20 protein-coding genes are annotated in these 18,270 nt (G+C 62.1%); 9 read left to right on the forward strand and 11 right to left on the reverse strand.

The features are described 5' to 3' along the window. Positions 1-71 precede the first annotated feature (71 nt). The 3 genes from HDE78_RS11915 to HDE78_RS11925 are packed head-to-tail and all read left to right on the forward strand — an operon-like array spanning position 72 to position 1,734. Positions 72-329 (forward strand): hypothetical protein, encoded by a 258-nt coding sequence (locus tag HDE78_RS11915; protein WP_255457768.1) that lies wholly within the window; start codon positions 72-74, stop codon positions 327-329. A gap of 5 nt (positions 330-334) precedes the next feature. Next, complete coding sequence (fghA, locus tag HDE78_RS11920) at positions 335-1,183, forward strand: S-formylglutathione hydrolase (protein WP_179479628.1); 849 nt, start codon at positions 335-337, stop codon at positions 1,181-1,183. After that, positions 1,180-1,734 (forward strand): GNAT family N-acetyltransferase, encoded by a 555-nt coding sequence (locus HDE78_RS11925; RefSeq protein WP_179479630.1) that lies wholly within the window; start codon positions 1,180-1,182, stop codon positions 1,732-1,734. The genes fghA and HDE78_RS11925 overlap by 4 nt, the downstream gene beginning before the upstream one ends. A gap of 76 nt (positions 1,735-1,810) precedes the next feature. Here HDE78_RS11925 and HDE78_RS11930 read toward each other — a convergent pair whose 3' ends face one another. Further along, entirely contained in the window at positions 1,811-3,139 is a 1,329-nt protein-coding gene (locus HDE78_RS11930) for a DEAD/DEAH box helicase (protein ID WP_179479632.1), read from the reverse strand. Between the two features lie 300 nt (positions 3,140-3,439). Between HDE78_RS11930 and HDE78_RS11935 the strand changes: the two genes are divergently transcribed. Both HDE78_RS11935 and HDE78_RS11940 read left to right on the forward strand, forming a co-directional pair. Further along, complete coding sequence (locus tag HDE78_RS11935) at positions 3,440-4,672, forward strand: MFS transporter (RefSeq protein ID WP_179479786.1); 1,233 nt, start codon at positions 3,440-3,442, stop codon at positions 4,670-4,672. A gap of 36 nt (positions 4,673-4,708) precedes the next feature. Then, positions 4,709-5,194, forward strand: coding sequence for a peptidylprolyl isomerase (locus HDE78_RS11940; protein WP_179479634.1), 486 nt, complete (start codon positions 4,709-4,711; stop codon positions 5,192-5,194). 70 nt (positions 5,195-5,264) lie between these two features. Here HDE78_RS11940 and HDE78_RS11945 read toward each other — a convergent pair whose 3' ends face one another. The 4 genes from HDE78_RS11945 to HDE78_RS11960 form a co-directional block, all read right to left on the reverse strand. Beyond that, positions 5,265-5,840 (reverse strand): C40 family peptidase, encoded by a 576-nt coding sequence (locus HDE78_RS11945; RefSeq protein WP_179479636.1) that lies wholly within the window; start codon positions 5,838-5,840, stop codon positions 5,265-5,267. A gap of 61 nt (positions 5,841-5,901) precedes the next feature. Beyond that, entirely contained in the window at positions 5,902-7,158 is a 1,257-nt protein-coding gene (locus tag HDE78_RS11950; RefSeq protein ID WP_179479638.1) for a M56 family metallopeptidase, read from the reverse strand. Then, entirely contained in the window at positions 7,155-7,547 is a 393-nt protein-coding gene (locus tag HDE78_RS11955) for a BlaI/MecI/CopY family transcriptional regulator (protein WP_179479640.1), read from the reverse strand. The genes HDE78_RS11950 and HDE78_RS11955 overlap by 4 nt, the downstream gene beginning before the upstream one ends. 129 nt (positions 7,548-7,676) lie before the next feature. Beyond that, positions 7,677-9,062 carry a hypothetical protein gene (locus HDE78_RS11960; RefSeq protein WP_255457769.1) on the reverse strand — a complete coding sequence of 462 codons (1,386 nt, stop codon included), beginning with the start codon at positions 9,060-9,062 and terminating at the stop codon, positions 7,677-7,679. A 39-nt stretch (positions 9,063-9,101) separates the two neighbouring features. On the opposite strand from HDE78_RS11960, the gene HDE78_RS11965 reads away from it, so the two are divergent. The 4 genes from HDE78_RS11965 to HDE78_RS11980 all read left to right on the forward strand — a co-directional run bounded on the left by HDE78_RS11965 (position 9,102) and on the right by HDE78_RS11980 (position 13,021). Beyond that, entirely contained in the window at positions 9,102-10,361 is a 1,260-nt protein-coding gene (locus HDE78_RS11965) for an FAD-dependent oxidoreductase (protein WP_179479644.1), read from the forward strand. A 94-nt stretch (positions 10,362-10,455) separates the two neighbouring features. Then, positions 10,456-11,805, forward strand: a complete 1,350-nt coding sequence (gene gorA / locus HDE78_RS11970; protein ID WP_179479646.1) for a glutathione-disulfide reductase — start codon at positions 10,456-10,458, stop codon at positions 11,803-11,805. A gap of 53 nt (positions 11,806-11,858) precedes the next feature. Further along, positions 11,859-12,638, forward strand: coding sequence for an N-formylglutamate deformylase (gene hutG, locus HDE78_RS11975; RefSeq protein WP_179479648.1), 780 nt, complete (start codon positions 11,859-11,861; stop codon positions 12,636-12,638). A gap of 185 nt (positions 12,639-12,823) precedes the next feature. After that, entirely contained in the window at positions 12,824-13,021 is a 198-nt protein-coding gene (locus HDE78_RS11980) for a hypothetical protein (RefSeq protein WP_218862292.1), read from the forward strand. A 152-nt stretch (positions 13,022-13,173) separates the two neighbouring features. Here the strand turns inward: HDE78_RS11980 and can are convergent, their stop codons facing one another. Genes can through asnS form a run of 6 tightly spaced genes read right to left on the reverse strand, consistent with a single transcriptional unit; the run spans position 13,174 to position 18,121 of the window. Then, a complete protein-coding gene (can, locus tag HDE78_RS11985; protein ID WP_255457770.1) occupies positions 13,174-13,845 on the reverse strand; it encodes a carbonate dehydratase in 672 nt (223 codons plus the stop codon). 56 nt (positions 13,846-13,901) lie between these two features. Further along, the gene (gene nei / locus HDE78_RS11990) at positions 13,902-14,693 is read right to left on the reverse strand and encodes an endonuclease VIII (RefSeq protein ID WP_179479652.1); all 792 of its coding nucleotides are present in this window, start codon (positions 14,691-14,693) and stop codon (positions 13,902-13,904) included. Between the two features lie 6 nt (positions 14,694-14,699). Beyond that, a complete protein-coding gene (locus HDE78_RS11995) occupies positions 14,700-15,491 on the reverse strand; it encodes an SDR family oxidoreductase (protein WP_179479654.1) in 792 nt (263 codons plus the stop codon). A gap of 19 nt (positions 15,492-15,510) precedes the next feature. After that, complete coding sequence (locus tag HDE78_RS12000; protein WP_179479655.1) at positions 15,511-15,822, reverse strand: hypothetical protein; 312 nt, start codon at positions 15,820-15,822, stop codon at positions 15,511-15,513. After that, positions 15,819-16,691 carry a MalM family protein gene (locus HDE78_RS12005; RefSeq protein ID WP_179479657.1) on the reverse strand — a complete coding sequence of 291 codons (873 nt, stop codon included), beginning with the start codon at positions 16,689-16,691 and terminating at the stop codon, positions 15,819-15,821. The genes HDE78_RS12000 and HDE78_RS12005 overlap by 4 nt, the downstream gene beginning before the upstream one ends. A 14-nt stretch (positions 16,692-16,705) precedes the next feature. After that, entirely contained in the window at positions 16,706-18,121 is a 1,416-nt protein-coding gene (asnS, locus tag HDE78_RS12010; protein ID WP_179479659.1) for an asparagine--tRNA ligase, read from the reverse strand. Positions 18,122-18,270 lie beyond the last annotated feature (149 nt).

Below are 18,270 nucleotides of genomic sequence, written 5' to 3' on the forward strand. Positions count from 1 at the left end.
GCAACATGCGTCCTGACACGGCTTTGTGCTAATCCAGTTGCTCATGATCTGGCCGTTACCCCGGAGAAAGCGTGTCTCATCGACTTAAAGACCGTGTGGCCCTCAGTGCTGGTGTCTTCTCCGATATCGGGGGAACCACCGCCCTTGCGCCCGGACTGCGCGATCACATCGGCCACGCCGAGGTGAAAAAGACGATCAATGCCTGTGCCGACAGCCTGCGCCAGCTGCAGCCGGAAGATGTCGCGCATGCCATCGTGTTCTGCGTCAGTCAGCCAGCGCACGTCAATATCAACGAAATACTGATGCGACCCACCGACCAGGAGCGATAGCCGCCATGAGCACCCTCGAGAAAATCTCCGAACAGCGCAGCTTCGATGGCGTGCAGGGCATTTACCGGCATACCTCGACAACATGCGCGGGGCCGATGCGTTTCGCGGTGTACCAGCCGCCGCAGGCCGAAAAAGGGCGTTGCCCGGTGCTGTATTACCTGGCGGGGCTCACCTGTACCGAAGAAACGGCCACGATCAAGGCCGGCGCGCAGCGGCTCGCCTCGGAGCTGGGGCTGATCCTGGTGATGCCCGACACCAGCCCGCGCGGCACAAATATCGACGGCGCAACCGGCGACTGGGAGTTCGGTGAAGGCGCCGGTTTTTATCTGGACGCGACGCAGGCGCCCTGGTCGAAGAATTTTCGGATGTACAGCTACATCGTCGACGAGCTGCCGGCCCTTATCGCGGAAAACTTTCCGATCGATGCTGCACGCAGCAGCATCTTCGGCCATTCGATGGGCGGACATGGTGCCTTGACCATCGCACTGAAAAACCCGCATCGATATCGCTCGGTGTCCGCGTTTGCCCCTATCGTTGCGCCCAGCCAGGTGCCGTGGGGGCTCAAGGCACTGCCGCGCTATCTCGGCGAGGACACGCCGACCTGGGCCGATTACGACGCCTGCGAGTTGGTCCGCAAGCAAACCTTCCCAGGCACCATCCTGATCGATCAGGGCGAGGCCGATCAGTTTCTGGAGGGTCAGCTCAAGCCGGAGCTGTTCGACCAGGCCTGTGCCGAGGCCGGGCAGGAGCTGTTGCTGCGCCGGCAGGCGGGCTACGACCACAGCTACTGGTTTATCTCTACGTTTATGGAAGACCACCTTCGTCATCACGCGGCGGCACTAGCGTTGGCATGACGGCGCTGCCGATTTTGCGGACGCCGCGCTGCTTGATCCGTTTAGCCGTGCCGGCCGATGCACCGCAGCTGCTTGCTTATCGCTTGGAGAACCGCGAGCACTTGAGCCCGTGGGAGCCGATGCGCGAAGCCAGCTACTACACGCTGTCGGAGTGCAGCAGGATTATCGCCGAAGCCGAGGCGGCCGCTCGCGCAGATCGCGGTTATTCATTGCTCTTATTCAACACCGACGCAGTCGAGATAATCGGCAGCATTACTTTGTCCAACGTGGCGCGCGGGCCTTTTCAGGCTTGCATCCTGGGCTATGGTGTCGGCGCTCGATGGCAAGGTTTTGGTTTGATGAAAGAAGCGCTGGAGGCAACGCTGGCCTGGGCGTTCGGTGCTCTGGGCCTGCATCGGGTTATGGCCAATCATCTACCCGACAACGAGCGCAGCGCGCGGTTGCTCGAGCGCCTAGGGTTCGAGCGCGAAGGGTATGCGCGCGCGTACCTGAAGATCGCCGGGTCCTGGCGAGACCATGTGCTCACCGCGAAGATTCGTTCAGAGGACTGAGTCTATCGAGGGATCCCACAAACGAGGATGGCGGCCCGAAGGCCGCCATCTTTGGCATTGCTCAAATCAAATCGGCTCAGGCCTTGGCGGCCGGCCGCTGGTTCGAGCGACGGCGCTGGTTACCGGCGGCATGGTCGCCACGGCCCTGCGGCGCGTAGCCGGTGGGTCGTGCGGAGCCGGCCGGCTTGCCCTGCCGCGGCGCGCGTGACTGGCGCTGACCGCCACCGCCACCCTGCTTCGGCCGCGGTGCGCCCGCATCCAGTCGCAGCGGTGCGGAAGGCTCGTAGCCGGGCACCGGGTTGATCGCGATGTCCTGCTTCAGCAGCTTGCGGATGTCGTGCAGCAACCCGCTCTCGTCGTGGCTGACCAGCGAAATCGCCAGGCCTTCCATGCCGGCGCGACCGGTGCGGCCGATGCGATGCACATAGTCCTCGGCCACCGACGGCAGATCGAAGTTGATCACGATCGGCAGCTGGTCGATATCGATGCCGCGCGCGGCGATATCGGTCGCCACGAGTACGGTGATGCGGCCGCTCTTGAAATCGCTCAGGGCGCGGGTGCGAGCGTTCTGGCTCTTGTTGCCGTGGATCGCGGCTGAGCGCAGGCCCGAGGCATTGAGAAAGGTGACCAGCTTGTCGGCGCCATGCTTGGTGCGGCTGAACACCAGCGACTGGCGACGGCTGTCGACCGACAGCAGATGCAGCAGCAGGTCACGCTTTTTCGCGGCGTCGACCGGATGCACCTGGTGGCTGACCAGGGTGGTGACGGTGTTCGGTGCGGAGACCGAAATCTCTTTCGGGTTGTGCATGAACTCCATCGCCAGCGCCTTGATCGCCGGAGCGAACGTGGCCGAGAACAGCATCGTGTGACGCTTTTTCGGCAGCGCCACGAGAATGCGCTTCAGCGCAGGCAGGAAGCCCATGTCGAGCATGCGGTCGGCTTCGTCCAGGATCAGCGTCTCGACGCCGGACAGATCCAGCGTGCGCTGCTGCATGTGATCCATCAAACGACCCGGCGTGGCGATGACCACGTCGACGCCGCGGCGCAGCGCGTTGATCTGCGGGCCCATGCTGACACCGCCGAAGATCGTGGTGGCGCTGACCTGGATGTGCTTGCCGTAGTCGCGCAGGTTCTCGTGAACCTGGGCCGCCAGCTCGCGCGTCGGGGTGAGAATGAGCGCACGCGGACGGCGCGTCATGGTCTGGCCGCTGGTCGACAGACGCTGCAGCAGGGGAAGTACAAAGGCGGCAGTCTTGCCGGTACCGGTTTGCGCGGCAGCGAGCAGGTCGTGGCCTTCCAGCGCGGCGGGGATCGCGGCGGCCTGGATCGGGGTGGGTTTGGTGTAGCCGTAATCGGCAAGCGCACGCAACAACGCGGGCGCAAGGCCCAGCGAATCGAAAGACATGAGTAACACTCCTGAGCAACCCGGAGTGTTCATACCGTGTTGCAGACTTGGGGATAGATGCGGCGGCTGCCGCTGAAGTCAGAACGACTTCGCCGCCAAGTATAGCGCGATAACCATCGTTGCGCTTGTTTTTGTTGCAGCGAAGCAAAAGAGTTGCCGGCCAACGTCTGCGCATATCGCCGGCTTGCGCTCGCAGGCTTGCAATGACTTGTGCGAAATCTTCATCTTCGGCGTTGCCAACGAGACGTCCGTCCGACATACGATAAAGGTTATTCGTCGATGCAATTCAAGGAAAGCCAGATGTCGCTGCTTGCGCCCTTGCGGGAACTCAACCACACCCAGCGGCATACCGTGCTCGCCAGTTTTCTCGGATGGACGCTCGATGCGTTCGACTATTTTCTGCTGACCTTTGTCATCGTTGGCGTCGCCAAAGAGTTCGGTGTCGACAACAAGGCGGTGACCTACGGCTTGTTCCTGACTCTGGCGGCGCGCCCGATCGGCGCGCTGCTGTTCGGACGGCTGGCCGACCGTTTCGGCCGCCGGCCGATTCTGATGCTCGACATCATCCTGTTCTCGGTGTTCGAACTGGCGACCGCGTTTTCGCCCTCGCTAACCGTGCTGCTGGTGCTGCGTTTTCTGTTCGGCGTGGCGATGGGTGGCGAATGGGGTATCGGCGCCTCGCTGGCGATGGAGTCGATTCCGGCCAAGTCGCGGGGCCTGATCTCGGGGCTGCTGCAAAGCGGCTATCCCTGCGGCTTTTTTCTCGCGGCGCTGGCGAACTGGTTGCTGGTCGATCACATCGGCTGGCGCGGGTTGTTCATCGTCGGCGCGGTGCCGGCGCTGCTCGTGCTGTATATCCGCCGCAGCGTGCCGGAGTCGCCGGTGTGGGAAAAGGGCAAGGCCACGCGGCAAAAGCAGACGCTGCGCGAATCCATGCGCGGGCACTGGAAGCTCGGCATTTATCTGATGCTGCTGATGGCTGCGTTCAACATGTTCAGCCATGGCTCGCAGGACATGTACCACACCTTCGAAGAGGTCAATCTTCATCTGGACACCAGTTCGGGCACAGCCTTCATGCTGGTGGCGCTGCTCAATCTCGGCGCCCTGGTCGGTGGGCTGTTCTTCGGCGTGCTGTCCGAACGCATCGGTCGGCGCAAGGCGATGATCATCGCTGCGCTGCTGGCGATTCCGGTGATTCCACTGTGGGCGTATGGCGGCTCGCTGCTCTTGCTGGGCCTGGGTGCGTTCCTGATTCAGGTGATGGTGCAGGGTGCATGGGGCGTGGTGCCCACCCATCTCAACGAACTGTCGCCCGGGCCGATGCGCGCCACTTTGCCGGGCTTTGCCTACCAGATGGGCAACCTGCTGGCGGCGGGCACGGCAACGGCGCAGACCTGGATTGCCGAGTGGCACGGCCACGACTTTGCCTTTGCCATGTCGCTATGGATCGGCGTGGTGGCGATGATTCTGGCGCTGCTGGTCTGGCTGGGGCCCGAAGCGCGCGGGCTGGATTTCGAGAAAGAGCCCACCTGATAGAATCGCCGTCTTTCATCATTCGAGAGACAGGCAATGAAGGCTGGCAAGGACAAGGTCATCGCACTCCACTACACGCTGACGGTCGACGGTGAGAAGGTCGAGAGTTCGCACGATCGCGAACAGCAGCTGTGGGTGCTGCTGGGCCATGGTCAGCTGATTCCGGGCCTGGAAAACGCGCTGGAAGGCCACGAGGCCGGCGACACGCTGGAAGTCAACGTCGCGGCCGCCGACGGCTACGGTGCGCGTCAGGAAGACCAGATCCAGCGCATGTCGAAAAAATATTTTCCGCAGGCCAACCGTCTGAAGCCCGGCATGGTCACGATCCTGCAGCTGAAGGAAGGCGGCCAGCGTGCGGTAACCGTGCACAAGGTCGGCATGAGCACGATCGACGTCGATCTCAACCATCCGATGGCTGGCAAGGACCTGCATTTCGACGTCAGCGTGACCGACGTGCGCGATGCGACCGAAGAAGAGCTGCAGCATGGCCACGCGCATGCGCCGGACGCCGCCGCACACTGATCGTTTGTATTCGAGCATCATAAAAAAACGGCGCCGTTGAGCGCCGTTTTTTATGGGCCCCAATGCGGGTTCAATCCAGCAGCCGCTTGCCGTAAATGAAGTGATCGCGCCAGTACGGGCCGTCGATGTCATCCAGCCGCACCGTGCCGCCGCTGTTCGGCGCGTGCACGAAACGCCCCTTGCCGACGTACACGCCAACGTGGCTGACGCCGCCGCTCCCGCCGAAAAACACCAGGTCGCCGCTGGCCAGATCGGTCATTTGCCGAACCTTTTCGCCGTTCATCGCGGCCATCTCGCGCGAGCTGTGCGGCAGCAGCAGGTCGGCGGCGTTGCGGTAGATGTAGTCCACCAGACCGCTGCAATCGAAGCCGCCGGCCGGCGTATTACCACCCCAGCGATACGGCGTACCGACCAGGGCGATGGCGCGAAACAGCACGTCGTTGGCCGTACCGACATTGGCCGTCGACGGGGCGCGGGCCGGCAGATCCGCGAGCGACGAGTGCGAGTCCTTGAACGTCGCTTCGCGCCGATGCGGCGTACTAGAGCAGGCGGCCAGCAGCAGAATCACACCCGCGAGAACCAGGCGGCGGGCGGTCCGCCATGACGGCAGCGCATGCGCAAAACGGATTGCAGGATCCTGGCGCATAAAAAAACCTCGGCGAGCGACGGCGCCGAGGTTATCAAATCAATAGCTTATAAGGAAGTTCTCAGATACTGGACGAGGCATGTGACGGGGCCGGCGGCGGTGGAGGTGGCAGTGTTGCGGGTTTGGCGGGTTTTAACGCCGGCTCGGACATAGCAAAGTTGACCGGAACCCTGGCGTAAGCTTCGACCGGCTTGCCGTTTTTTATGGCCGGATTGAAGTGCCACTTACTCACTGCGTCCGTCGTCGCCTTGACCAAGGCGGGCGAAGCCTGTGTCGCTGGATCGACTTTGATGGAATGTACCTTGCCGTCAATACCAACCAGCACATTGACAAGCACGGTTCCCTGCTCGTGATTCTTCACCGAATCAGCAGGATATGACGGTTGAACAGTCGCGTTGTAGCTGAGGTTGGCGTCGGCGTTCTTGTCGACGCTAGTACTCCCTGCGGCCTGGGCCACGATGGCACTGGCCAGCATCAGCAAAGCCAGCCCGATAAAGCCCACACGCCGACGCAGCGCGCCGGGACGAAGTCGTTGAATCATGGTCAGTCGCTCCTTCAGTTGGGGCTCGGCGAGCCAGGGAATAAGCACAGGCGTGGAGTCCATGCCGATGCTGTGCAGCAGCGTGTTGGCGTAAGCGGTTTCATCCTGCGGCGACTGGCGCAGAACGCGTTCGTCGCATGCCAGCTCCTGATCCAGTCGAAAGCGCGGCATGGCCAGCCATGCCAGCGGATGAAACCAGAGCAGGGCAAACGCCAATTCCGCGATCAGGTTCCACCAGGTATCGCCGCGGCGCAGATGAGCCGCTTCGTGCCGAAGCACCAGACGACGTTCGGCGCCGTCGAAACGATCGAGAAAATCCTGCGGCAGCAACAGCAGGCTATGCGGTGCCCAGAGAACCGCGGGGCCATTTGCATGCAGGCGCAGTCGACGGGTGTCGATACCGACCCGATCGGGTTGCAGCGCTTGTGCCATGGCCGGCGGCAGCGGCCGCGTTTGACGCATCAGTCGCCGGTAATGAACTATCAGGCGGATAACGCAGAGCGATGCGCCCGTTGCCCAAAGCATGGCGGCCCAGCGCGCAGCCGATAACGAAGGCGCGGCCTGCGCTATTAGAGTTCGCGCAGCAGGCAGTACCAGGATCATCGGCGTTGTCGCCCAGGTTGATGGCACGGCAGGCCAATACGGCAGCGTCGCCAGCAGTAGCGGCAACAGCCATAGGGTGAATGCCGGACCTGCCCCAAACAACCGTCGGGCGGGCTTGCGGCAGACCAGCGCAAGCAGCAAACCCATGTTGACGTATAGCAGCGTATCGATCATGTCCTGCGTCCTTTCTTGTCGATGGCATCGATCAGCTTGCGCAGCTCGGCGACGTCCTTCGCCGTCAGCTTTTCGTGCTGGCTGAAATGCGCCAGCAGCGGCGCCACCTTGCCGCCGAACACACGGTCGAGCAGGCTACGGCTTTCGCGCTGCTGCCAGTCCTCGCGTCGCAGCAGCGCCGAATACAAATAACGCCGTCCGTCCTTTTCGGCGCTGATGGCGCCCTTGCCCAGCAGACGATTGATCAGGGTCTTGATGGTCTTTTCGTGCCAACCGGTGGGTTCAAGCAACGCCGCGACCATTTCTTCAGAGGTCTGTGGCGATTGCTGCCACAGTAACTCCATGACCCGACTTTCGGCCTCGCTGATGACAATCGTCTTATCCGACATGTTGGGGCTCATGTTGGTAGTTCTGTGAGATTACGAGCGTAATCAATTTAACTATTACATGTGTAATTCATGAATGCAAGGGTTCCCTTGGCGCAAATGGTCAGCTGCTGGCCATGCGCTGGCGAGCTCCTACTTCGATGCCTGAATGGTCTGTTCGGATAGAACTTCGCTGTCACTGTCCATCGTGCGTAACCGGTAACGGCCTGGGCGCAAATACAGTCTGCTATCGGTAAGCGGCTCAAAAAAGACATACCTGTCAGCGGCTATGGCGTCGTCCGATTCATCGACGTAGCGCGCCTCGACGATGCAAGGAAAATGTTTCCTACAAAGATCGGCGCTGATGGGCATGGCGGAGCGATCGCCGGAAAGCGTCAGCCAATTCGGCCGATGCATGTCGCGCGAATTTATCAAATCGTGCGAGAGACGAGACGAGTCGCCCTCGTGTTTGTCTTCACTGGCGACACCGAAGGACTTCAGGCTCACGGAAAGAGGCAGGATGACGTTGACGTCGTACAGTGTCGGCGCTGCGCTCCATGGGCTGCCACTTGTTCGGTTGACTAAAATTATCGGGCTCTTCGGATGAAAGCTGGCTATCAGCTGATGATAGGCGTCGGTTCTATCCGCCAAGACTTCGAGAAATTGAGTCTGGTCGATCGACAGCGGATCGAAGCCGGTCAATTTTTTCAGACCCATAGCCATGGGCTTGATATCACCCAGTCGTCCCTCGGCTTTATCGATATGGGCATAACCGCAGTGCACGAATAGCCGAGCACCGGAATCTTTGGCAAACACTCTCTGGTAGAGATTGTTTTCTTGTTCGGCTTCGCGTGCCTTGCCGCTCGCACTGGAGTCGTAAGGTACGATGATGAAACCGAGTCGGATCGCCTCGCGCACCATATCGCCGTAAAGCGGCTCGTGCAGATATTCCGTGCCGCTTTGTTGCACGGGATAACCGCGCCGCATCAGCTCGGGATCCTTGTCGCTCAAAGCCTCGGCAGCGAAATAGTTGAACCCGAGCGCCCGCAAGCGAGGCAGCAATGCCAGCGTCAGTACGCGAGTATTGGCGTCGTGATGCGCCTCGTTGATAAGAACGATGCGGCGGCGGCTGCTCAGCGCCGTGATGGCGTCGGTGGCATCTGCCGCCTGCCAGTCCGCAGTTGTCGGAAGAGGAAGGTTTGGGATGGCCTCACTTCGGAGGGGGAATCCAAGAATGGCCTGGTCGTAGAGGCCGAGTTCGCTTTCCGATGAGGAGAGCAGTTGCTCTCCCAGAATTTGCTCAGAGATGGATAGATGCGGTACTGCGTGCGACAAGTAAATGAAGCGCGCCCAGTCGCTGGGCTGCCGCGCGATGTTTTGGAAAAGCACCAGTTCGTCGTGGTCGTATGACTGAGCGGTTGCCATCATCGGCGTCAGTAACGCAGCAAGATAAATCCCGGTGAGGAGAATTTTAGCCGTCATACTAAAGCCCGAGTGGACGATTGCGGCCAGCGTGCGCGCGAAATGTTGGGTGTGCAAGATAGGAAGGGCCGGACGTCGTAACGGAGGGGGAGGCGAGTGGACACTCATCGCAGCGATGTGCTGATTCTCGGCGGTGGCGTCATCGGGCTGGCGTGCGCGCTGTATCTGCTGAAAGCGGGCGCGAGCGTGCGTGTGCTGGAGCAGGGCATGCCGGGATGCGGCAGCTCGCACGGCAACTGCGGCACCATTACGCCGAGCCATGCGCCGCCGCTGGCGATGCCGGGAATGATCGGCGTGGCGCTGCGCTCCATGCTGAAAGCCGATGCGCCGCTGTATCTCAATCCGCGTTTGGATGGACCGCGATTGCGCTGGCTGCTGGGCTTTGCGAGGCGCTGCAACTGGCGCGATTTCCATCATGCCGCGTCCGCGCGCCTGGCCATCTTGCAGCGCTCGCGCCAACTGCTGGCCGAGCTGGTGCGCGATGAAAAACTCGAGTGCGAATTCGCCGAATCCGGCGTGCTCTACGCTTATCGCACGGCCGCGAAGCAGGTGGCCGATGAGCGTCATCATGCGACGGTGCTCGATCGTCTCGGCATCGAGGTGCAGCGTCTGCGCGGCGGCGATGTCGAGGCGATCGAGCCGGCACTGAAACCGGGTATCGTTGGCGGCCTTTTTCATCGGGGCGACGCGCGACTGCGGCCGGATCGTTACGCGGCGGAGTTGGCCCGGCGCGTGATCGAGCTAGGCGGCGTCATTGAAACGGGCGCGCGCATCGACGACTTCACGACCGGAGAAGGCCGCATCCGCCGGGTCATGACGAGCCGGGGAGCATTCACAGGCGACAGCGTGCTGCTCGCACTCGGTGCCTGGTCACCGTTGCTGTCGAAAAAGTTGGATATGTGTCTGCCGATGCAGCCGGGCAAAGGTTATTCCCTCACGTATTCCAGGCCTGTGCTCGCCCCGCGTCATGCGCTGGTGCTGCGCGAGGCATCGGTTTGCGTCACCACGTGGAACAGCGGTTACCGGCTGGGTAGCACGATGGAATTTTCCGGTTACGCCGAAGGCATCAACCGCACGCGCATCGACGCACTGCGACGCGGTGCGGCAGAGGGACTGCGCGAGCCGGAAGGTCCGGCATTGCTGGAAGAGTGGTGGGGCTGGCGACCGATGAGCGTGGACGAGCTGCCGATCATCGGCCGCAGCGCACGCTGGTCCAACCTGCTGCTGGCAACGGGGCACGGCATGCTCGGCGTCAGCATGTCGACGGGTACGGCCGAGCTGGCGGCATCCATGCTTGGCGGTTCGGTTTCGCCGGTCGATGCGTCGCCTTACGCGCCGGCGCGATTTGGACTCTAGCGAGTCGGCGATGTCTGGGGCAGGAAGATGTCGATCTGACATCGGTTTCGCGTACCGCACGCTAGCGTGCGGAAATCAAACGGAGAGCGCGCCAATGAATGCAACTTATGACGTGATCGTATTGGGCGCAGGCTCGGGCGGACTGTCCGTCGCCTTTCGCGCGGCGCGTCACGGAGCCCGCGTTGTGTTGGTCGACCCTGCGCTGGCGTTGGGCGGTACCTGCGTCAATCGCGGCTGCGTGCCTAAAAAGAGCCTGTGGCTTTCCGCGCAGCTGGCGCACCAGCAAACGCTGGCGGTCGAATTCGGTTTTGACTCGACCCCGGGGTCACTGGACTGGGCGCATTTTCGTGGCCTGCGCGATCGCTATATCGCTGGTATCAACGAGCGTTACGCCAAGCGATTGAAGGAAAAGCATATCGATGTGGCTTATCAGACGGGCCGCTTCGTGGCGACCGATACCATCGAACTGGCGGACGGCAGCCGGTTGCAGGCGGCGCATATCGTTATCGCCACCGGCGCACGTCCCCGAAGGCTCGATCTGCCGGGTTTCGAGCTCGGGCTGGTATCGGACGACATGTTCGCGCTGGAGGCCATGCCGCGTCGCGTGGCGATTGTCGGCGGCGGCTACATCGCGGTGGAATTTGCCGGCTTGCTGAGGGCGCTCGGCGCGGATGTCGACATGCTGGCGGTCGAGCGGCTGCTGAAAAATTTCGATGCCGAGATGGTCGAGTCGCTGAGAGAAAAGATGGAAGCGCAAGGTATTTCCATCGATACCAAGAGCGAGATAAAAAGTGCCCGACGCATGGCCGAAGGCATCATTCTGGAAGACGCCAAGGCCGGATCGCGCGGCCCGTATGACGCCGTGCTGTGGGCCGTGGGCCGCGTGCCCAACAGTGAAAGGCTGGGGCTGGACGTGATCGGCGTGGAAACCGACAAACTCGGTCACGTGCAGGTCGATGCGCAGCAGAACACCAGCGTGACCGGTGTTTATGCGGTGGGCGATATCACCACGAACAAGGCGCTGACGCCGGTCGCCGTAGCCAACGGACGGCGGCTGGCCGATCGTCTGTTCGGTGATCGAACCGATAGCGGTATCGATGGCGACGCCATCCCCAGCGTGGTGTTTTCCGACCCTCCGTTGGGCAGCGTCGGGCTGAGCGAAGAGCAGGCGCGCCAACAGTACGGCGACGCCGTCAAAACATACCGCAGCCGTTTCACCCCAATGCAGTTCATGCTGGTGGAGCGCAAGGAGGCGAGCCTGATGAAGCTGGTGTGCGTCGGTGAGGATGCGCGCGTGGTCGGTATCCATCTGCTCGGTCCCGGGACCGACGAAATACTGCAGGGCTTTGCCGTCGCCTTGAGGCTGGGCTTGCGAAAACGCGATCTGGAGACCGCCGTGGCGATTCATCCGACGGTCGCCGAAGAGCTACTGGCGATGGCCTGACAGTTGCGGGATAAGTCGCAGCGTCCATCGACAGTCGGCACTAGAATGCCGGGATGGAAAACTTCACTCTTCAGCGCGGCAGCGTACCTTTGTTGATCAGCCTGCCGCACGACGGCAGCTTTATCCCCGACGACATGGCTGCACGCATGCAGCCGGCCGCGCGCCGTTCGCCGGATACCGATTGGCATGTCGGTCGTCTGTACGAGCCGCTGGCGCGACAGCTTGGCGCCAGCGTGCTGAAGCCAAAGGCCTCGCGCTATGTGATCGATTTGAATCGGCCGGCGGACGGCCACGCGCTTTATCCCGGGCAGCGCGAAACCGGCCTGGTCTCGACCATCGGTTTCGACGGTGAAGCGATTTATCTCGACGGCTGCGAGCCTGATGGTGCCGAAGTGCAACAGCGCGTAAACGAGTTCTGGCAGCCTTATCATCAGGCGTTGTCGCAGGAAGTTGCGAGGTTGCGCGATCGGCATGGACGCGTGGTGCTGTGGGAAGGGCATTCGATCCGCAGCCGCGTGCCGATGCTGTTCGATGGTCGGCTGCCCGATTTCAATCTGGGAACGGCGGCCGGTGCCAGCTGCACCGCGTCGCTGCAGAGCGAGCTCCAGCAGCGGCTAGACGCGCAGTCCCGCTTCAGTTTTGCCGTGAATGGGCGCTTCAAGGGTGGCTACATCACGCGGCACTACGGAAATCCTGCTGCCGGCGTGCAAGCGGTGCAGTTGGAGCTGGCCCAAGTCAACTACATGGACGAGCAAAGCTTTGCCTACGACACGGAAAAAGCTGCTCGGGTGCAGGAGCTTATTGCCCGGCTGCTCGAAGCGACGCTCGCTTAAACGCAAGTTGTTTCGCTTCAGATTAAGCCTTTGTAAAGTCAAGATTTCACGATCGGCACGCCGTGAATTTCCCGTGTTTTGTTCAGCATCGGTATCCCCCCGGTGCTGCTAAGGTCGTCTCGTCGCGCCACCCGAGACGCCGGGTTCCGGCCGGGCTCGCGACACTAATTTCGAGGCCCAACATCATGATGCGTAAACTTGCGATCGCTTCCCTGCTCGTGGCTGGCGTGGCTCTTTCCGGCTCTGTGTTCGCTCAGGCCGCGGCAAGCTCCGCTCCGGCCGCTGCTTCCAGCACCAAGGCTGCTCATACCACCAAGCACAAGGCTCACAAGAAGGCCGCCAAGAAGACGGCCGCCCCGGCGTCCGCTTCCACGGCCGGCTGATAGCTAGATTCGTCTAGCCTTCGCATCCTTGCGAAAACGGAAAAGCCCGCCGGCATCCCGGCGGGCTTTTTTTGAAATCGACGAGGCCCGATCAGCTCATGTTGTGCGAGGGCTCCCTGCGAGCGGCGCAGTGCGCCTGTCGACGCGTTCGTCTAGAGAGACATCGGTTCGACCTGCAGGCCCAGCCGACCCAGTGCATGCGTATACTTTTGAAATAGTGCATCGCGCCCTTCAACGTGCATGTCCAGGTCGTTCATATGACCGTTGTCGAGGCTGTAGCACCACGCGTGCACCGACAGGTTCTGGCCGCGCTCCCAGGCGTCCATCACCGTGGTGGTGTGGCAGACGTTGACCACCTGCTCGATCGCATTGAGTTCGCACAGGCGTACGTTGCGAAGCTTCATCGTGTCCAGCGCGGACAGCAGTCGGTCATGCTTCTGCGCGACATCGCCGACATGGCGCAGCCAGTTGTCCACCAGACCCAGTCGGCGCTTGTCGAGCACGGCCTGGATACCGCCGCAGCCGTAGTGGCCGACCACGATGATGTGCTCGACCTTCAGCACGTCGACGGCGAACTGGATCGCGCTGAGGCAGTTGAGATCGGTGTGCGCCACCACGTTGGCGACGTTGCGCTGCACGAAGATTTCGCCGGGGGGTAGATCGACAATCTGGGTGGCCGGCACGCGCGAGTCGGAGCAGCCGATCCACAGGTATTTCGGCGACTGCTGCTCGGCGAGGTTTTTGAAGAAATTCGGGTCGGTGTCGCGCACCGCGGCGGACCAGCGTCGGTTGCCGTCGATCAGGTTTTGCAGAGGAGTGGTCAACGCGAGAGTCTCCGGTGAGGCGTTCGGAAGGAATCCATCGCGCAGCATACGCGAGCTCAGCGCTGGCAGTCGGGGCAGAAGTAAAACGGGCGACTGGCCACCGTGCTTTTCTGCAGCACGGTTTTGCAACGCGGGCACGGTCTGCCTTCGCGCTCGTACGCGCGGAATTTGAACGGCGTGTCCTGCAGGTGGCCGGCGCCGCGGCGGCCGCGGGTCTGGTAAGAGCGTCGCGGCAGATCGAGCAGGGCATGGGTCAGCGCATGCCGTTCGGTATCGCTCAGATCCACCGGCCGACGCGTCGGCAGCAGCTGCGCCTGCCAGAGAATTTCCACCCGCAGATAATTTCCCAATCCGGCGAGGAACGTCTGGTCGAGCAGCAGCGCGCCCAGCTGGCGTCGCGCAAATCGGCGGTCGACCAGTCGCGCTGCCACGCCGACTTCGTCGAGCGTCTCGTCGAGCACATCCGGCCCGATTCGCTGCAGAAACGGATGTTCGTGCACACGCTCGGTCGGCCAGATCGAGATATCGGAGGCGCTGTACAGAAGAATCGCTTGTTCGGCGGTTTCAAGTGCGACGCGCAGCACGCGACTGGTTGTCGGGCGCTGGCCCGCCTTGGCGACGCGCCATACGCCGTAAAGCTGGTTGTGGGTGTACAGGGTCAGGCCGTTGTCGAAGCGGGTGAGCAGGGCTTTGCCCTGGGGCGTGATCGCTTCGATGCGACGACCCTGCAATGCCTTTTCGTACGACTTGAGCTCGGCATAGGCGAACCAGATCATGCGCAGCGGCTGTCCGACCATGGCGGCGGCCAGTGCATCGGCCGCTCGGCGAATTTCAGGACCTTCGGGCATCGTCGGTCAGCTCAGCGAACGGGTACGGCCGCCGTCGACGGCGATGCTGACGCCGTTGACGTAGGCCGCGGCCGGCGTACATAGAAAGGCGATAACGGCGGCGACTTCGCCGGCTTCGCCGAAGCGGCGCGCCGGTACGCCGGCAAGCAGGCTTTCCGCTATGTCGTGTTCGCTGCGCCCGCTGGATTTCGCCTGCGCCGCCAGCAGGCTGTCCAGCCGCTGCGTTCGGGTGTATCCCGGCAGCACGCTGTTGACGGTGATGCCGTCGGCCGCCAGCTCCCCGGCCAGCGTCTTGGCCCAAGCCGCCACGGCGGCGCGCACAGTATTGGATACGCCAAGCCCGGCGATCGGCTCCTTGACCGAGGTGGAGATCACGTTGACCAGGCGCCCGTAACCGCTTGCGCGCATGCCCGGAAGCACCGCCTGCAGCAGCACCTGGCCGGCCAGCAGCTGCTGCCGGAAAGCGTGTTCGAATTCGGCCAGTGGCGCGTTCTGGATCGGTCCGCCGGCTGGCCCGCCGGTGTTATTGATGAGGATGTGCACGGGCGCTTGCGCCACAATTCCGGTCGCCGTTGTTTGCAGCGCGGCGGTGTCCTGCATGTCGACGGCGTGCCAGCGGTGCCGCTGCGTATCGTGAATACGCGGTAGGCTCTCAGCCACGGATTTCAGCGCATCGCTTGAACGCGCTAGCAAGGTGACGTCGGCACCGAGTTCGGCCAGTTCGACGACGCTGGCGCGGCCGATGCCTTGCGACGCGCCGCAGACCAGCGCATGTCGTCCTTTCAGATCTAGTTGCATGGTGCGCTCCGTTCCAGGGTCAATGCAGCAGACGCATGGCGAGCGCGGCCAGCCAGCAGGTCCAGCCGAACCATGGGCTGGTTCGCCACACGCGCAGCCAGCGATTGATGGCCGCGTCTTCCAGCACGGCGATGGCGGGCGAGCGCATCGCGTGCTGCATGCGGACCCAGGTACGCAGACCCGAGGGCCTGCCCGACTCCGGCTCGGCGATGATTTTCCACTGCTGTGGATGGCGCTGCCGCATGAGCCCGGCAAGCCTGAACTGGGCGACGTACGAGAGCACGAATGCGATGACGCCAATGAGCAGCAGCGCCAGATAGAGAGCGATCATTGCGTGCTCTTGTTGTCGTCGGACTTGTTGCTGCTGTCGGTGGTGTCCTTACTGCCGTTGATCCATGGAATCGGCAGATCGGCGCGCAGCGTATTGAGCACGCCGCTGCCTGGCGGCGGCTTTTTGCAGATCGCCTTGTCCACGGCCTTGGCATAGGTCTTGTCCATCATGCCGATCCAAAGCGTACCGTCGGGGCCGTGCGGCACGCTGAAGGTACCGCTGGCATTCATGGCCAGCGAAGGGGTGGAGCCGCTGGTGCTCGTGGTCGCGGCTGCGGGAGACTGCTCCCAATAGGTTTTGCCCGACTGCTGCGCCGCCGAGCTGTACACCAACAGGTAGCGCGCCTTTTCGTCCTTGATCGACATCGCACCGAAGGCCCCGGTGGTTTCGCTGCTCCAGCCTACGTGCTCACACAAGGTGATATCGCTGGTGCCGATTGGCTGAAAGCCGTCATCCAGCGTGACGACGGTGGGCGCAAAGAGATAGCTCGAACTCAACCAGCGACCGTTCAATTCCGACTTTATCGCCACGCGATAAGGCAGCTTGATGCCGGTAGGCAGGCGAAAGGCCAGAAAGTAGCTATGCGCGCCGTTCAAGTTGGCCACCATGGCATCGCTGCCAAGCACAAACTTTTGAGGCTGCCACGGCAGAATGGTCTGGTAGGAAAAATCGGCGAAGCTGCTGCAGCATGGCGATGCGTCCTGCAGCTTTTTCTGCGCCAGCTTCAACGCGTCGCCGTCTTTCTCGGATGGTGGTCGGAGGTTCGGTGGAATCAGCGTGTCCGGTATCAGGCTCTTGGCGGTATGGCAGCCACCCAGCAGGACAATGGATATCAGCGCGACGGACAGTGCGGGTAATCGATACGTCATTGCCTTGGCGTTACTCAGAATTCGGCCGTGCCGGCGGCGCGAGGGAAGGGGATGGCATCGCGGATGTTCGACAGCCCGCATACGTACACCAGCAGACGTTCGAAGCCCAGACCGAAACCAGCATGCGGCACCGTGCCGTAGCGGCGCAGATCACGGTACCAACCGTAAGTGGCCGTATCGAGACCGAACTGGGTCATCCGGCGGTCCAGATAATCCAGCCGCTCCTCGCGCTGTGCACCGCCGATGATTTCGCCGATGCCGGGCGCCAGCACGTCCATCGCGGCCACCGTTTTTTCGTCGTCGTTCAAGCGCATGTAGAAAGCCTTGATCGCTTCGGGGTAGTTCATTACGACCACAGGCCGGCCGATATGTTTCTCGGCCAGATAACGCTCGTGCTCGGTCTGCAGGTCGATACCCCAGGCAACGGGGTAGTCGAACTTTTGACCGGACTTCTGCAGGATGGTAATCGCATCGGTGTAATCAATGCGTTCGAACGGTTTGGCGATAAAAGCTTCTAGACGGCTGATTGCGTCGCTCTGCACGCGCTCGGCAAAAAATGCCATGTCATCGGCACGCTCGTCGAGAATGGTTTTGAAGATGGCTTTGAGCAACGCTTCGGCTTCGTCCGCGTTGACGCTGAGGTCGGCGAAGGCTATTTCCGGCTCCACCATCCAGAACTCGGCCAGATGTCGTGGTGTGTTGGAGTTTTCCGCGCGGAAGGTCGGTCCAAACGTGTAGACCTTGCTCATCGCCATGCAGTACGACTCGACGTTGAGTTGGCCTGACACCGTCAGAAACGCTTCGCGGCCGAAGAAATCCTTGCGGAAGTCGATCTTGCCCTTGTCGTCGCGCGGCAGGTTGGCCAGGTCCAGCGTGGACAGGCGGAACATGTCGCCGGCGCCCTCGGCGTCGGAGGTGGTGATGATCGGCGTGTTGATCCAGAAGTAGCCGCGCTCGGTGAGATGGCGATGAATCGCCATCATCATCGTATGGCGCACGCGGGTCACCGCGCCGAACAGGTTGGTGCGCGGGCGCAGGTGGGCGACCTCGCGCAGGAATTCCATCGAGTGCTGCTTGGGTTGGATCGGATAGGTTTCCGGATCATCGACCAGGCCGGTCACTTCGACCGAAGTGGCCTGCAGCTCGAAGCTCTGGCCCTTGCCCTGCGAGGGCACCAGAGTGCCGCTGACGATCACGCCGGCACCGGCCGTGAGATGCTTCACTTCGGTGTCGTAATTGGCCAGCGTGGCCGGTACCACGGCCTGGATCGGATCGAAACAGGAGCCGTCGGTGACGTTGACGAAGGACAGGCCCGCCTTGGAATCGCGCCGCGTCCGCACCCAGCCACGCACGGTGACGCTGCTGCCGGCCTCGATGGCACCGGATAGGGCCTGTTTCACGCTGCAAACCGTCGGGCTGACCACTGCCATGAATTGAAACTCCTGCTTGGACGCCTTATCTAGACAGGGCGACCGAAAATGGAAGCGCACGCCGCGCGTCGGGCATGCAAGTTGAGCCGCCATGATAATGTAGCTTTCACGGATGCCGCGACTTTGCAGCGGCCTTGCTTGTCCGATCG

This window comes from Rhodanobacter sp. K2T2, from assembly GCF_013408815.1.
GTDB lineage: Bacteria > Pseudomonadota > Gammaproteobacteria > Xanthomonadales > Rhodanobacteraceae > Rhodanobacter.

Coding starts and splice junctions, on each gene's coding strand:
- fghA (WP_179479628.1), top strand. CDS start 335: ATGAGCACCCTCGAGAAAATCTCCGAACAGCGCAGCTTCGATGGCGTG.
- HDE78_RS11925 (WP_179479630.1), top strand. CDS start 1,180: ATGACGGCGCTGCCGATTTTGCGGACGCCGCGCTGCTTGATCCGTTTA.
- HDE78_RS11930 (WP_179479632.1), bottom strand. CDS start 3,139: ATGTCTTTCGATTCGCTGGGCCTTGCGCCCGCGTTGTTGCGTGCGCTT.
- HDE78_RS11935 (WP_179479786.1), top strand. CDS start 3,440: ATGTCGCTGCTTGCGCCCTTGCGGGAACTCAACCACACCCAGCGGCAT.
- HDE78_RS11940 (WP_179479634.1), top strand. CDS start 4,709: ATGAAGGCTGGCAAGGACAAGGTCATCGCACTCCACTACACGCTGACG.
- HDE78_RS11945 (WP_179479636.1), bottom strand. CDS start 5,840: ATGCGCCAGGATCCTGCAATCCGTTTTGCGCATGCGCTGCCGTCATGG.
- HDE78_RS11950 (WP_179479638.1), bottom strand. CDS start 7,158: ATGATCGATACGCTGCTATACGTCAACATGGGTTTGCTGCTTGCGCTG.
- HDE78_RS11955 (WP_179479640.1), bottom strand. CDS start 7,547: ATGTCGGATAAGACGATTGTCATCAGCGAGGCCGAAAGTCGGGTCATG.
- gorA (WP_179479646.1), top strand. CDS start 10,456: ATGAATGCAACTTATGACGTGATCGTATTGGGCGCAGGCTCGGGCGGA.
- hutG (WP_179479648.1), top strand. CDS start 11,859: ATGGAAAACTTCACTCTTCAGCGCGGCAGCGTACCTTTGTTGATCAGC.
- HDE78_RS11980 (WP_218862292.1), top strand. CDS start 12,824: ATGATGCGTAAACTTGCGATCGCTTCCCTGCTCGTGGCTGGCGTGGCT.
- nei (WP_179479652.1), bottom strand. CDS start 14,693: ATGCCCGAAGGTCCTGAAATTCGCCGAGCGGCCGATGCACTGGCCGCC.
- HDE78_RS11995 (WP_179479654.1), bottom strand. CDS start 15,491: ATGCAACTAGATCTGAAAGGACGACATGCGCTGGTCTGCGGCGCGTCG.
- HDE78_RS12000 (WP_179479655.1), bottom strand. CDS start 15,822: ATGATCGCTCTCTATCTGGCGCTGCTGCTCATTGGCGTCATCGCATTC.
- HDE78_RS12005 (WP_179479657.1), bottom strand. CDS start 16,691: ATGACGTATCGATTACCCGCACTGTCCGTCGCGCTGATATCCATTGTC.
- asnS (WP_179479659.1), bottom strand. CDS start 18,121: ATGGCAGTGGTCAGCCCGACGGTTTGCAGCGTGAAACAGGCCCTATCC.